The organism is Mesorhizobium sp. USDA 4775, assembly GCF_054062655.1.
The window spans coordinates 3626295-3639703 of record NZ_JBSSFM010000001.1; the positions used below are offsets into that span (position 1 = coordinate 3626295).

The 13409-nt window shown below is 61.5% G+C and carries 18 protein-coding genes; 5 read left to right on the forward strand and 13 right to left on the reverse strand.

Annotation, left to right across the window (positions count from 1 at the left end; translation table 11 throughout):
* Positions 1-148: 148 nt before the first annotated feature.
* Positions 149-1561, reverse strand: coding sequence for an aminotransferase-like domain-containing protein (locus ACVILI_RS17625; protein WP_240564668.1), 1413 nt, complete (start codon positions 1559-1561; stop codon positions 149-151).
* Positions 1562-1654: 93 nt separating this feature from the next.
* Here ACVILI_RS17625 and ACVILI_RS17630 point away from each other — a divergent pair, with 93 nt between their 5' ends.
* Positions 1655-1906, forward strand: coding sequence for a DUF1127 domain-containing protein (locus ACVILI_RS17630; RefSeq protein ID WP_038646199.1), 252 nt, complete (start codon positions 1655-1657; stop codon positions 1904-1906).
* Positions 1907-1915: 9 nt separating this feature from the next.
* On the opposite strand, the gene ACVILI_RS17635 is transcribed toward ACVILI_RS17630, so the two are convergent.
* From ACVILI_RS17635 to purC, 7 genes are all read right to left on the reverse strand, one after another.
* On the reverse strand, positions 1916-2557 hold the full coding sequence (locus ACVILI_RS17635; RefSeq protein ID WP_019857785.1) for a Pr6Pr family membrane protein: 642 nt from the start codon (positions 2555-2557) through the stop codon (positions 1916-1918).
* Positions 2558-2559: 2 nt separating this feature from the next.
* Positions 2560-2967: a hypothetical protein gene (locus ACVILI_RS17640; protein ID WP_019857786.1), complete on the reverse strand. Its 408-nt coding sequence runs from the start codon at positions 2965-2967 to the stop codon at positions 2560-2562.
* Positions 2964-3629, reverse strand: coding sequence for a glutathione S-transferase family protein (locus ACVILI_RS17645; protein ID WP_027046772.1), 666 nt, complete (start codon positions 3627-3629; stop codon positions 2964-2966). Before ACVILI_RS17645 ends, ACVILI_RS17640 begins: the two co-directional genes overlap by 4 nt.
* Positions 3630-3699: 70 nt before the next feature.
* Positions 3700-4368: a phosphoribosylformylglycinamidine synthase subunit PurQ gene (gene purQ, locus ACVILI_RS17650; RefSeq protein WP_019857788.1), complete on the reverse strand. Its 669-nt coding sequence runs from the start codon at positions 4366-4368 to the stop codon at positions 3700-3702.
* Positions 4365-4619 carry a hypothetical protein gene (locus tag ACVILI_RS17655; protein WP_038646196.1) on the reverse strand — a complete coding sequence of 85 codons (255 nt, stop codon included), beginning with the start codon at positions 4617-4619 and terminating at the stop codon, positions 4365-4367. The genes purQ and ACVILI_RS17655 overlap by 4 nt, the downstream gene beginning before the upstream one ends.
* An 18-nt stretch (positions 4620-4637) precedes the next feature.
* The gene (purS, locus tag ACVILI_RS17660) at positions 4638-4880 is read right to left on the reverse strand and encodes a phosphoribosylformylglycinamidine synthase subunit PurS (RefSeq protein ID WP_023759521.1); all 243 of its coding nucleotides are present in this window, start codon (positions 4878-4880) and stop codon (positions 4638-4640) included.
* Positions 4881-4923: 43 nt separating this feature from the next.
* Positions 4924-5718 carry a phosphoribosylaminoimidazolesuccinocarboxamide synthase gene (gene purC / locus ACVILI_RS17665; protein WP_010909103.1) on the reverse strand — a complete coding sequence of 265 codons (795 nt, stop codon included), beginning with the start codon at positions 5716-5718 and terminating at the stop codon, positions 4924-4926.
* A 275-nt stretch (positions 5719-5993) separates the two neighbouring features.
* Between purC and ACVILI_RS17670 the strand changes: the two genes are divergently transcribed.
* Both ACVILI_RS17670 and ACVILI_RS17675 read left to right on the forward strand, forming a co-directional pair.
* On the forward strand, positions 5994-6314 hold the full coding sequence (locus ACVILI_RS17670; RefSeq protein ID WP_010909104.1) for a DUF1476 domain-containing protein: 321 nt from the start codon (positions 5994-5996) through the stop codon (positions 6312-6314).
* A 164-nt stretch (positions 6315-6478) separates the two neighbouring features.
* Positions 6479-7252, forward strand: coding sequence for an HpcH/HpaI aldolase family protein (locus tag ACVILI_RS17675; protein ID WP_038646430.1), 774 nt, complete (start codon positions 6479-6481; stop codon positions 7250-7252).
* 38 nt (positions 7253-7290) lie between these two features.
* Here ACVILI_RS17675 and ACVILI_RS17680 read toward each other — a convergent pair whose 3' ends face one another.
* Both ACVILI_RS17680 and ACVILI_RS17685 read right to left on the reverse strand, forming a co-directional pair.
* Positions 7291-8469 (reverse strand): acyltransferase family protein, encoded by a 1179-nt coding sequence (locus tag ACVILI_RS17680; protein WP_038646433.1) that lies wholly within the window; start codon positions 8467-8469, stop codon positions 7291-7293.
* A gap of 166 nt (positions 8470-8635) precedes the next feature.
* A complete protein-coding gene (locus ACVILI_RS17685) occupies positions 8636-9184 on the reverse strand; it encodes an RBBP9/YdeN family alpha/beta hydrolase (RefSeq protein WP_064982760.1) in 549 nt (182 codons plus the stop codon).
* 245 nt (positions 9185-9429) lie between these two features.
* Between ACVILI_RS17685 and ACVILI_RS17690 the strand changes: the two genes are divergently transcribed.
* Positions 9430-10242: a VOC family protein gene (locus ACVILI_RS17690; RefSeq protein WP_038652573.1), complete on the forward strand. Its 813-nt coding sequence runs from the start codon at positions 9430-9432 to the stop codon at positions 10240-10242.
* A gap of 79 nt (positions 10243-10321) precedes the next feature.
* Here ACVILI_RS17690 and purB read toward each other — a convergent pair whose 3' ends face one another.
* The 3 genes from purB to ACVILI_RS17705 all read right to left on the reverse strand — a co-directional run bounded on the left by purB (position 10322) and on the right by ACVILI_RS17705 (position 13022).
* Positions 10322-11629, reverse strand: a complete 1308-nt coding sequence (purB, locus tag ACVILI_RS17695) for an adenylosuccinate lyase (protein WP_038646437.1) — start codon at positions 11627-11629, stop codon at positions 10322-10324.
* Between the two features lie 158 nt (positions 11630-11787).
* The gene (locus ACVILI_RS17700) at positions 11788-12300 is read right to left on the reverse strand and encodes a hypothetical protein (protein ID WP_038646439.1); all 513 of its coding nucleotides are present in this window, start codon (positions 12298-12300) and stop codon (positions 11788-11790) included.
* Positions 12297-13022: a DUF2259 domain-containing protein gene (locus ACVILI_RS17705; protein WP_038646442.1), complete on the reverse strand. Its 726-nt coding sequence runs from the start codon at positions 13020-13022 to the stop codon at positions 12297-12299. The genes ACVILI_RS17700 and ACVILI_RS17705 overlap by 4 nt, the downstream gene beginning before the upstream one ends.
* 132 nt (positions 13023-13154) lie before the next feature.
* Here ACVILI_RS17705 and ACVILI_RS17710 point away from each other — a divergent pair, with 132 nt between their 5' ends.
* Positions 13155-13409 carry a DUF2171 domain-containing protein gene (locus ACVILI_RS17710; protein WP_010909112.1) on the forward strand — a complete coding sequence of 85 codons (255 nt, stop codon included), beginning with the start codon at positions 13155-13157 and terminating at the stop codon, positions 13407-13409.

Here is a 13409-nt window from a genome sequence, read left to right on the forward strand (position 1 = left end):
GTCCATGGAGCGGGGATTTTGAGTCCCCTCTTATCGCAAGCTTTGCAGCCGATACACCCGTCGACGAGCGAAAAACGCACGAAAACTCGACAAAGCCACAGGGCAGTCCGAATGGGTGGTATTCCCAGGCGCCCAAGGCGCTCGAGGTTCAGGAGAAGCTGTCGTAGCCGGCGCGGCCTTCGTCGAGGAGACGGCGGATGACGGCGACGCCGTCGGCGACATCGCCCCGCTGTTTCGGCTGCGAAGTACCGAAGCGGACGCCATGAAAGACCTGTTCGGAGCGGCCGGCCTTGAACTCGTCCTCGTCGTCTATCAGCACGCCATGTTCGAGACAGGCATTCTTGAAGGTGCCGGAAAGCCATGGGTCGGGCAAAGTCAGCCAGACAAAGGGCACCTTGTCGTGTGACTTGAACGCGAAGCCGGCCAAGGTCTCGCGCACGATCGCGATGCGGGCGCTGATTTCGGCGATGCTGCGCTTGCGGATATCGCCGGCCTGACCGGAAAGCACCAGCCTTGTGTTCACCTCCGCCAGCAGGAAGGGCATGCCGCCAGTGATCATCTTGTGGGCGATGCGGATCCGGTGGCGATAGGCGGGAGGACAGGAGAGCCAGCCGCCGCGGATTCCGGCCGCCACCGATTTCGACAGGCCGCCGGCGACGATCGTTCTCTCCGGGGCATATTCAGCGAGCAACGGTGTCGGATCGTCGGTCAGGTGGCCGTAAAGATCATCCTCGATCAGGATGACGTTGTATTCGCGCGCGACACGCGCGATCGCCTCGCGGCGCCCGGCGGACAGTGTCGTCAGGGTCGGATTCTGCGCCGTCGGCATCAGGAAGATCATCCTCGGGTGCTTTTGCGCGCAGACGCGCTCGAAATCGGCCGGGTCGAGGCCTTCGTCATCCGACGCCACCAACGCCGTTCGCCGGCCGATCAGTCCGGCGCTACGCGAGATCTGCGAATAGGTGAGGTGTTCGAAGGCGACATAGTCGCCCGGCGTGGTGAGTGCGGCGATCGCCGCCATCACCGCGGCATGGGTACCAAGCGTCGGAACGATGCTGTCGGCGGCCGGGCGGAAGGTGTTTCTCGACAGCCAGCGGGCGCCGGCTTCGTACCAGCGGGCAGGAAAATCGCGCGTATAGCTCGAGATTTCATGGGGATGATCCTGCGCGGTGCGCGACAGGACTTCGGCGACGATAGCGCCCTGGCCGACATCGGGCGCCGCCGTGCTGTCGAAACGCAGCTTGTCCTGGGGCGCATCGACATAGCGCGTGCCTTCCACGCTGACGTCGGGTGTCTCCGGTTTCACGCCGTCGGCGCGCCGGCCAAGCACATAGGTTCCACGCCCGACTTCGCCGCTCACCAGCCCGCGCTCACGCAGCAATTGGTAGGCTCGGCCGACCGTGCCAACCGTGGTGCCGATGTCATAGGCGAGGTCGCGCTGCGGTGGCAGTTTTGTCCCAGCGCCGATCACGCCCTGGTCGATGCCCGCTTCAACGGAGTCCGCAAGGCGTTGGTAGAGCGGTCCGGCGCCGCCGGTCAGATCTGGAAGCCAATTTGTCATGGTGACAATTTTCTATATTGCACCGAAATATGAGTCAATACATATCAATCGCGCACCAAAATGGGTGCAATTGAGAGTCTTGGCAGAAAGAAAATGGATACAATCGCGACAATCCGCCATTCCAGAGCCGCGGTTCCAGGCGAGGCGCTGCGTCCGGCCGGCCAGCGAGGCTTTGTCGGCCGTCTGGTGCGTCTGGTCAGCTCGCTGGCACGATGGATCGGCCATTTGCTGGAGCGCCGGCGCGGCCGGCTGGCTTTGCTGGAGATGACCGACGATCAGCTCAAGGATATCGGCATCTCTCGCTGTGATGCCCATCGTGAGGGCATCAGGCGCTTTTGGGAATAGAGGCCAATCTCAACGGACCCTTTTGGCCTCGCGATGGCCGATGCCGCGATCGATAAAAGCGGCAATGATAGAGATCACCAGGAACAGCGCGGTGATGGCCAATGCCGCAATGGCTACGCTGGCGGCGCCGTTCTTGGCGACATCGAGGAAAGGGTAGGGCACTTCACCCGCGATCGGTGCCCGTACCAGCGCATAGGCAAGATAGGCGATGGGGTAGAGCATCCACCAGGAAATGTCGCTCCATCTCGTTCTGCCGTCGGCCCCTGCTACCAGCCACCACAGCACGAACAGGACTGGCGTCACATAGTGCAGCAGCACATCACAGAGCAGGAACAGGCCTTGCGGCTGCCAGAGCCGTGCCAGAACCGTGGCATAGACGATGAAGACGACGGTGATCGAAACCGCAACACCCGCACGCATCCGCGGCCCGGCGAAAGCCGGCAGCCAGGCATAGCCGGTGGATGACAGCAGGGATGTGTACACCAGCACAGCGCCAATGTTGGTCAGGATGGTGAAGAAGCTGAACAGGAAGACGATCGAGCCGAGCAGGCTGCGGCCGGCTTCCATCGACGCTGGGATGCTGATGCAGAACTGCAGGACGAGGCCGACCAGACCAATGGCCAGACCCGTCACCTGCAGGAAGCGGCCCATGCTCAGGCGGTGGCGGCGCAGGCCGGATTGCCCGTCTGCCAGCGGGCAATGTCCGAGCCGATGCGTGCGCCGAGCGGGTCGTTCATCAGCGGTCCGAACACGTCGACGCGGCTCGAATTGCCTTGCGCTTGCACAACCAGCAACGGCTTGCCGCCATAATGCTTGGCCGGCACCAAAAGGAAACGCGGCGTGCCGCTGAACGAGTTCAGTTCATTGGCCATCTGATATTGCTTGAAGGCCGGGTCCTTGCTGGCGATCCAGCATTTGTGGGCCGCGATTGCCACTTGTTCCATGGCCAGCAGTGCCGCACTTTTGCCTGAGGGCGCCGGCGTGCTCTTCGGGGTCGATTGGCATGACGCCAGGGCAAAGCCTGCGGCTGCGACGAGAACGATCGTCTTGCTCTTGATCAAGCGGCACCCATCTCGAGTTCGGTCAGAGAGATCTTCAGGCCGTCGGTCATCTCGCCCCAGACCCGCGACAAGGCCGGATGCTGCGAGGCGATCTGCTGATAGGCATCGAATTTGGGATAGGCGTCGAGCAGGTCGTGGCGACCGGTCATGGCGCGGAAATTGTTGAAGATGAAACGGGTCGGCGTCAGCCAGGCGTCGGCAAAGCTGATGTCGTTGCCCAGCGCGAAGGGGCCCTGCGCCATGCGTGCCTCGATCGCCGCCAGCCCGTGATGCAGGCGGGCGAATTGGGCGTCGATCTCGGCATTGTTGCGCTTCGGCACGAAATGCAGCTCGAATAGCTTCATCATCGGCGTCAGTACGTCGAGATCTGTGATGCGGGCGAACATGCGTACCAGCGCGCGGTCCTTGGAATCGGGCGGCAGCAGCGCCGGTTCCGGAAACCGTTCCTCGAGATATTCGGCGATGACAACCGATTCGACGATGGTTTCACCCGAGCCGGTGATCAGCACCGGAATCCGGTTCATCGGCGAAATGGCGCGAAACGCTTCGGGGATTGGAAAACCCGGCGGCGGCGCGATGATCTTGAGGGGCACGTCCTTGATATAGGCCAGAGCCCGCACGATCGACGAATAGGGCGACAACGGCCGCGAATAGAGTTTCATGACCGTCTCTCTCCCCAGAGCAATGGACTCGATGTCCGTGTAAAGCTTGCCGCATTCGCGGCTGAGATCGTCAAGCGGCGATACCGAGCGCGCCTTCGAACAGCGCCCGGCCGTCGCTGCCGCCATGGGCGGCCTCGATCAGGTTTTCCGGATGCGGCATCAGGCCGAGCACATTGCCTTGTTCGCTGATGATGCCGGCAATGTCGTTGATCGAGCCATTGGGATTGGTGCCCTCGGCATAGCGGAACACCACCTGGCCTTCGCCTTCGAGGCGGGCAAGGGTTTCGGCATCGGCGAAGTAATTGCCGTCATGATGCGCCACCGGCGAGCGGATGATCTGGCCCGGCTGGTAACGGCGGGTGAACATGGTGTTGGCGTTGGTGACCTCGAGCTTGACCTGCCGGCAGACGAATTTCAGCGAGGTGTTGCGCATGAGCGCCCCCGGCAGCAGGCCGGCCTCGACCAGGATCTGAAAGCCGTTGCAGACGCCGACGACTGCGACGCCCTTGGCGGCCTTTTCGGCGACGGCCCGCATGACCGGCATGCGCGCTGCGATCGCGCCGCAGCGCAGATAGTCGCCGAAGGAGAAGCCGCCTGGGATGGCGATCAGGTCGACGTCAGGGATTTCAGTGTCGGTCTGCCAGACGGTAACCGGCGGTTTTCCTGAAATCTTGGTCAGTGCCGCGATCATGTCGCGGTCGCGATTGAGGCCAGGCAGGAGGACGACGGCTGATTTCATTTTGGTTCAAAAGGCCTTTGAGCTTCGGCAAGTTCGCGCAGGTCGAGACGGCGGTCAATACGTTCGAGCCGATCATCCTGACGGGCGAGAATTCCGTAGATGTTGTGGATATCGCTTTGCGTCGCCACCATGTGACCCCGCATCACATTCAATTCCCGTTTCGTTTCAGAAACATCCTGACGAAGCTCAGCAATCTCGTGATGAACGCACTTCAGAAGCTCGAACATCAGCTCATTCGTAACTTCCGGCATAGTGGCTCCGGCACAACCTCAGGTTATGGCCACACTATAGTTCTCGATCACCGTATTCGCCAGCAGCTTGTCGCACATGGCTTTCAGATCGGCCTCGGCCTTGGCCTTGTCGCTTTCCGCCAGTTCGACGTCGAACACCTTGCCCTGCCGCACCGCGCCGACGCCGCCGAAGCCCAGACCGGACAGTGCGTGTTCGATCGCCTTGCCTTGCGGGTCGAGGACGCCGTTCTTGAGGGTGACGGTAATGCGGGCCTTGATCACTCTGGACATGCTCCTGTTCTAAGTATCGGATCGCAAGCCGCTATCAGTGCGGCTTGCCTTTGACGACGTCGGTCGAAGCGACAAGCACCGGGCCGGTCGGGCGCGGCGGCTCGTTCTCGTTCATGATGCCGAGGCGGCGGGCGACTTCCTGGTAGGCCTCGACGAGGCCCCCCATGTCGCGGCGGAAACGGTCCTTGTCGAGCTTGTCTTGCGTCGCCACGTCCCACAGGCGGCAAGAGTCCGGCGAAATCTCGTCGGCGACGACGATGCGCATCATGTCGCCCTCGAACAGGCGGCCGCATTCGATCTTGAAGTCGACGAGCTGGATGCCGACGCCCATGAACAGGCCGGAGAGGAAATCGTTGACGCGGATGGCGAGCGCCATCACGTCGTCGATTTCCTGCGGACTTGCCCAGCCGAAGGCGGTGATGTGCTCTTCCGACACCATCGGATCGTCGAGCGCGTCGGCCTTGTAGTAGAATTCGATGATCGAGCGCGGCAGGACGGTGCCTTCCTCGATGCCGAGGCGCTTGGACAGCGAGCCGGCGGCGACGTTTCGCACCACCACTTCGAGCGGAATGATCTCGACTTCCTTGATCAGCTGCTCGCGCATGTTGAGCCTGCGGATGAAGTGGGTCGGGATGCCCATGCGGTTCAAGTGGTTGAAGATGTGCTCGGAAATGCGGTTGTTGAGCACGCCCTTGCCGTCGACGACCTCGTGTTTCTTCTTGTTGAAAGCGGTCGCATCATCCTTGAAGAACTGGATGAGCGTACCCGGCTCCGGGCCCTCATAGAGGATCTTGGCCTTGCCTTCATAAATGCGGCGGCGATTTTTCATCTGATTTTTTCTCTGGATTTGCGGGCAGGCGGCAAGCGACCAGTTCCTGTCCGTCTGCCTATATTAGTGCGGCGACGGTTGGGTTCAATGCCGGGTCTATCCCAATCACACCGTTTGCTCAATCGGCAAATCCGTCCAATCAACCGCTTTCGGGACTGAAATGCCGCAGCGCAGCATATGACGAAGCGTATTGACCGGCTCGCGACCTTTTGGTTTGTGCTTTGGCAACACACATATCTCTTGCCAACGAATCGGATTTGACCCGGAGGGACGCCATGAGCAGCATGAAAGATCGCGAAGAAGGCTTCGAGCGCAAATTTGCATTCGACGAAGAGCTTCGTTTCAAGGCGTCGGCGCGCCGCAACAAGGCGCTCGGCCTGTGGGCCGCCGAAAAGCTCGGAAAGTCGGGTGCCGACGCCGATGCTTATGCCAAGGAAGTCGTTGTTTCCGACATCGAGGAAGCCGGCGATCACGACGTGTTCCGCAAGATCCGCAAGGATTTCGACGCCGCTGGTGTCGAGCAGTCTGACCATCAGATCCGCCGCACCATGGACGAACTGATGGCGCAGGCGATCGAGCAGATCAAGAACACCTGATCCGGGAAGACGCAGGTTTCGCAAAAATGTCCCGGTTTTGCGACGGAACCTGTGGCAAAGGACTGACTGGACCAATCGACCGCCCGGCCAAGCCGGGCGGTTTTTCTTTGCCTTCGCCGTGGTTTCCGGCTGAAACTGCCGACATTAACGAGGAAAGAGATTAGATGTCCCTGAAGTCCCGCCTTGCCGCCGATGAAACGCTGGTCACCGCCTGGTCCGGAGTGCCGGACGCCCTGACCGTCGAGATCCTCGCCAAACAGGGCTTCGATGCCATCACGCTCGACATGCAGCATGGCGGTCATCACGAGGACAGCGTGCTGCGCGGTCTTATGCCCGTGCTTGCCGCAAACAAGCCGGCGCTGGTGCGCATCCCCGTCGGCCGTTTCGACATGGCAAGCCGCGCGCTCGATTTCGGCGCCGAGGCGGTGATCGCGCCGATGGTGAATTCGGTGGCTGATGCAAGACTGTTCGCCGCGGCAATGAAATATCCACCGCTCGGCGAGCGCTCGTGGGGGCCCACCTACGCCTTTCCGCGCCACGGCAAGGGCGACTATGCCGAATGGCTGCGCGACACCAATCAGCGCACCATGGCCTTTGCCATGGTCGAGACGCGCGCCGCGCTCGACGCGCTCGACGGCATTCTCGACACGCCCGGCATTGACGGCATCTTCCTCGGGCCGTCGGATTTCTCGATTGCCTGGACCAATGGCGCGACGGTCAGTTCGACGCTGGAGAGCATGATGGAGACGGTGGCCTCGGTGGCCGAGCGGACCCGCAAGGCCGGAAAACATGCCGCGATCTACGTCGTCGAACCAGCAATTGCCGGCCGTGTCGTCTCGATGGGCTATCGCCTGCTCGCCACCGGGTCCGAGCATGCGTTGATTTCATTGGGGGCAAAGACACTGTTGAAAGATATCAAGGATTCGATCGGAGCCTGAACCCGAACCGGAGGAGCCGCCGTCGCGGCGCCGGGCGGTCAGGCGCTCGCTGCAGCAGGCGCCGCGGCGATAGGGCCGCCGCGCCTGAACCTGTTGAACAGGGCGCCGAGCACCTGGACCCACCAGTTGTTGAAGATCACGAGCGGCAACGCCGCGAGGATCGAACCCAGCATGGCGGCGGCGGCACCAAGTGCGGTGGAACCGCTGACCAACAGAACCCATGATGCCAGTGAGCAGATAACGGGGAGATGCACGAGGTAGAGCGGGAAAGACAGGTCGCCCAGGAAACGTGCCGCCTTGCTCGAGAGCCATGCTGGAGGCTCGTCCACACTTAGCATAGCGTAGACCAACATGATGCTTGCCGGGATGGCCACGCAGGCTTGCCTCAGGCCGACATCATCAGAAACCGCGGTCTCAAGCAGCGCAAAGGGCCGGTATATGCCGACAGCACTCCCCGCATAGCCCAGCAGCGCAAGGGAAACGATCACCATGGCGCCTCTTACCCAGCGATTCGGGCGCAAACCCATGGCGAGAAGCGGATAGAGCATGAGGCTGGCCGGAAAGGCACAAAAGAAGAAGCTGACTTGCAGCGCCAGGAACACGCCTGTTGCTATGCAGAACCAGGAAAGCAGCGTCCAGCGGCCCAGGAGGAAAAAGACGATGGGGGCGAGGGCGAAAGTCAACATGCTCCCCCAGAACTCGACCGTCATGGTCCACAGGCTGCTGTCATAATATTTGTCGCCGTAGATAAACGTCCGCCAGGCCCCTTGCTGGAACGCGTCGGCGAAACTCGCTGTCTCCGGCGAGAGCACCCTTGAAGCATTGCCGAATCTGCTCAGCCACTCGGATTGGGTGACCGCAGCCGCATCCTTGAAGAAATACAGATCGAGCTTGAAGATGAAACAGGATGCCAGAACCGTGACAAGCACTGGTCCCGCCAGACGAGGCAAACGCTTAATCGCACCCAGCAGCAGATCTTGCGCTTCGCGGGACTGGAAATAGCGCTTCACAAGCACATAGGAAGAGAGGACGAAAAACAGGTAGACGGCAGAGCCGCCATTGAAGGCGATGAAAGCCAGACTTGTCTTGAGGGATTGCGCGGCGTTGTCTCCGTCTCCGCCCGCCGCCGACGGGGCGAAAGCACGCAAAATATGCCCATTCAAAACGACCAGCGCTGCAGCACCCCTCAAAAATTCGAGTGAAGCGTCCTTGCGCAAGCGCTTACCTTCGTTTGAGCGTGAAGAATTGTTATTGAGCAATATCGCATATACGCGGTGAACAGAGTTCGCCGCGTATAAGAAGTATCGCGAGCCACCTTAAATTATTGTTTATTGGAGCTCGGGGGTTTCTTCGGGGACTCTGTGCGTCGACTTTGGGTCTGAATCACAGATCCGTCAGGAACTTGGCAAAGGTCATCGAGCCTTCGGGCCAAGGGCCGAAGCCGGAATCCTGGTTGAGATGGCCGGTCTCGCCGGCATCGATGAACAGCGAACCCCAGGCGCCGGCTATGTCCTCGGCGACATCGAAGGCACAGAACGGGTCGTTGCGGCTGGCGATCACGATCGACGGAAAAGGCAGCGGCTCGCGCGGGTAGGGGCCGAAGGTCATCAGGTGCTTCGGCTTGATCCCTGGGTTGGCGACATCGGGCGGCGCCACGAAGAAGGCGCCGGCGACCGGTTTGACGAATTGCGGGATGGCCTGCACGGCCGCAGCCACCCCTAACGAATGTGCGACGATGACCACCGGCTTCTCAGCCTCGTTGACCGCTTTGGCCACGCTCGCCGTCCAGTCCTCGCGCACCGGCTTCGACCACTCTGCCTGCTCGACGCGACGCGCCGTCGACAGTTTCGATTGCCAGCGGGTTTGCCAATGCTCGGGTCCGGAATTGGTGTAGCCCGGAACGATCAGGATATCTGCATCTTTGACTTTCATGGCGCTGAGATAGCGAGCGCGATTGCCTCATGCAACCGTTGATGGACGCGTTCCTGCTCGTAATGGTGAACACCATGTTCGCTTTTCGCCGTCTTGTGTGAACGATCGCGATCGACGATCTGTCGTTGGGAGAGAAACAGCCGTGGAGGACCGGGATTTTGGCGCTGACACGACGTACAATGATCGGCGGCGCCGGGCTCCTGGCATTGGGAGCTTCATCAAGCGTTGCCGCAATGGAGATTACGATGAGCGAACTGCCATTTGCCGCCACCACGCCGGTGAGCGTTGCCCGCGTCGGGCTGAAGGCGCGCGATGCCGAAAGCCTCGCCGCCTATTACCGCAGGGTTGTCGGCCTGCAGGAATTGAGCCGTGCCGATGGCGCGATCACGCTCGGCGCCGGCAGCCGTCCGTTGCTGGTCCTTGAGCCGGATGCTTCCGCCAAACCGGACGATCCGCGCAGCGCCGGCCTGTTCCACACGGCCTTCCTGCTGCCCAGCCGTGCCGATCTCGGCCGCTGGATCAACCACGCCATATCAGACAAGATCGCCATCGAGGGTGCGTCCGACCATCTGGTCAGCGAAGCGCTCTACCTGACCGACCCCGAAGGCAACGGCATCGAGATCTATGCCGACCGTCGACCGCAGGACTGGAAATGGAACGGCGACAAGATCGCCATGGCGACCGAACGGCTCAACATTCCGGCTGTCGTCGGCGTAGTGCCGGCCGGCGATGCAGGTTGGCAAGGCGCGCCCGAAAACAGCATTGTCGGCCATGTCCATCTGCGTGTCGGCAGGCCGGAAGAGGCGGAAGCCTGGTGGAACCAGGAATTCGGCTTCGACACGGTGGCTAGATATGGCGGTCAGGCAGTGTTCCTGTCGTCAGGCCATTACCATCATCACATCGGCGCCAATGCCTGGCAGAGCGCCGGCGCCGGCCGTCGCGACCCGTCGCGCTCGGGCCTCGCCTGGGTCGAGATGCGTTCGGACAATGTGACCGGCGAAACGACCCGTGAGGATCCCTGGGGCACGGTGATCAGGACCGTTCCTGGAAAGGCGTGATCGGCTTTGTCCCTCGCAGGTTCGGATACGAAAAGGCCCGCCGGAAAGGCGGGCCTTTTTCTTTGGCGCGTTTAGGTTCTCAAGCCTCCCCAAACACCCGCCTGAAGATCGTGTCGACGTGCTTGGTGTGGTAGCCCAGGTCGAATTTCTCGCGAATTTCCGCCTCGGGGAGCGCGGCGGTGACTTCCTTGTCGGCCAAAAGTTCCTCAAGAAAATCAGCGCCTTGCTCCCACACCTTCATGGCGTTGCGCTGCACCAGCCGGTAGGAGTCCTCGCGCGACAGGCCGGCCTGCGTCAGCGCCAGCATGACGCGCTGCGAATGCACCAGGCCGCGGAACTTGTTCATGTTCTTCAGCATGTTCTCGGGATAGACGACCAGCTTGTCGACGACGCCGGTCAGGCGTGACAGCGCGAAATCCAGCGTCACCGTGGCGTCCGGCCCGATCATGCGCTCGACAGAGGAGTGCGAGATGTCGCGCTCGTGCCAGAGCGCCACATCCTCCATCGCCGGCAGCGCCATGGAGCGCACCATGCGGGCAAGGCCGGTGAGGTTTTCCGTCAGCACCGGATTGCGCTTGTGCGGCATTGCCGACGAGCCTTTCTGGCCCGGCGAAAAATACTCTTCCGCTTCCAGCACCTCGGTGCGCTGCAGGTGCCGGATCTCGGTCGCCAGCCGCTCCATCGACGAGGCGATGACGCCGAGCGTGGCAAAGAACATGGCGTGGCGGTCGCGCGGGATCACTTGCGTCGATACCGGCTCCGGCTTCAGCCCTAGCTTTGCCGCGACATGCTCCTCGACATAGGGTTCGATGTTGGCGAAGGTGCCGACTGCCCCTGATATGGCGCAGGTGGCGATGTCTTCGCGTGCGTGCACCAGCCGCTCGCGGCAGCGCGAGAATTCGGCATAGGCCTGCGCCAGCTTGATGCCGAAGGTTGTCGGCTCGGCATGGATGCCGTGGCTGCGGCCGATGGTAACGGTGTCCTTGTGTTCGAAGGCGCGGCGCTTGAGCGCGGCAAGCAGGCCGTCAATGTCGGCGAGCAGAATGTCGCTGGCGCGGGTAAGCTGGACGGCAAAGCAGGTGTCCAGGACATCCGAAGACGTCATGCCCTGGTGGATGAAACGCGCATCCGGTCCGACGAACTCGGCAAGATGTGTGAGGAAGGCGATGACGTCATGCTTGGTGACGCGTTCGATCTCGTCGATCTTCTCGACGTCGAATTTCGCGGCACCGCCCTTTTCCCAGATGGTCTTTGCCGCTTCCTTCGGGATGACGCCGAGTTCGGCCAACGCGTCGCAGGCATGGGCCTCGATTTCGAACCAGATGCGAAACCGGGTTTCGGGCGACCAGATGGCGACCATTTCCGGCCGGGAATAGCGAGGGATCATCGGTCAGTCCTGATGTGTCTAGAGCAATTCCAGGAAAAGTGTGCAGCGGTTTTCCCACAGGGATTGCGAAAAAGAAGGAGTTAGAGCGGGTCGGCGGTTCTACCAAGCGCTGAACCGCTCAAGGTTAGCCCGCCTCCTAACAGAGACAGACAAAATGCTCAACGCCGCTGCTGTGCAAACCAGAGGCTGGCGGCAAACAAGGCGATGAACCCAAGCGGAAAATAGAGCCTGATGCCCAGCACCATGAACTGGTAGGACGCCACCGCCATCGTGAAGGCGAGCTGAAACCCCCAGGTGAGGGTGAAGACCGGTGCATGCCATTCGGCATAGTAGGACCGGTATTGCAAGGCATAGAACCCGGCGGTCAGCCCGATCGTCGCGGCGACAAGGCACACCATTGCCGCCGCGAAGGCGACCTCCCGGCCCCTTCCGAGCGAGACCAGCCGTGCCGCGAACAGGCCGACCGGAAAGGCCAGCGCGCCGCCGCCCGCAAACAGCAGCGACACGGTGCGGATTTTCTCCGGAGTCACCCAATTATCCAGCAACAGGTTGATGAGCGCGCTCGTGCCCATGGTTGCGGCCCACAAGAACGAGCCGAAAAGCGTCGCGCGCCACCCTGGCAAGGCGCGGCGGACGTAGTTCACGTTGAGTGTGGCGGCGTAGGGTGTCACAGGCGGCCGGTCACGGCGATCCAGCGGAAGTCCGGACCCTCGAAGCCATATTGGCGCACCGCGATCAGCACCGCATAGGCGCTGAGGCTATCCATGGAGAATGTCTGGACCGCACCGATGCGGTAGCCGTTCGGGCAGCCGCGGCTTTTGGGGATAGACTTGTCCTCATGCAGCAATTTGGTGGTGCCGCCATCCTGCGCTTCGATGCGCAGCAGCCGGAAGCCATTGATCTCGCCCTGACTGTCGCAGCCTTCGGTGTTGTTCATGCCGATCTCGTCCAGCCGAAACTCGAGCGGTTGGTCGACCGGAGAGAAGATAGGGCGCGGATTGACCGCCATGCGGTGCGGATCGGCCGAAAGCTCGGTCACCGGGTTGAAGCCGGCGGTGATGCCGCGGTTGGCGCTCAACTCGGCCTGGCTGACAATGGCCTCGCCCTTTTGCCGGGCCTGGAGGCGCGCCGCGTCGAGCTTGGCGTTCTCGTCGTCGAGCCGGACCCTGATCGGCGTGCCCTTGAGAAAGCTGTCGGTGCTCGTGTCGATGTAATAGCGGTTGGCATAGGGGAAGCCCGACCCGTCCTGGACGCCGTATTCCTCGAAGGCGAACACGCCGCCATCCTTGCTGAAGCCAAGGATTTCAAGCTCGGCGACATCGCCGGCCTGGACGGCGATCGACGCTGAAAGCTGTACTGCCAGGGAGATGGCAAACAGGAAAAGCATTCGCATCTTTTTCACTCCCGCAGCCGTGATCGTTGCAATCCCTAGCACGACGAAATCAAAACGTCGTGCAGGACGAAGCCGATGCATCCAATCGGCTTGTCATTTGTTATTGTCGGCAGTCCCAATGGAGAACCAACCATGACCGACACCAGCAAAATTCGTGAGCATATGGAAGTCGTGGGCGCCGATGGCGTGCATCTCGGCACTGTCGACAAGGTCGACGGCCAGCGCATCAAGCTGACCAAGGCCGACAGCGGCGAGGGCGCTCACAAAGGTCATCACCACTACATTCCTCTGGCCCTGGTTGCAGAAGTCGATGGCAAGAAGGTGTGGCTGTCGGCGAATTCCGACGTGGCGGTGACGTTCGAGGAAGAAAAATCCGATCCGGTCTGA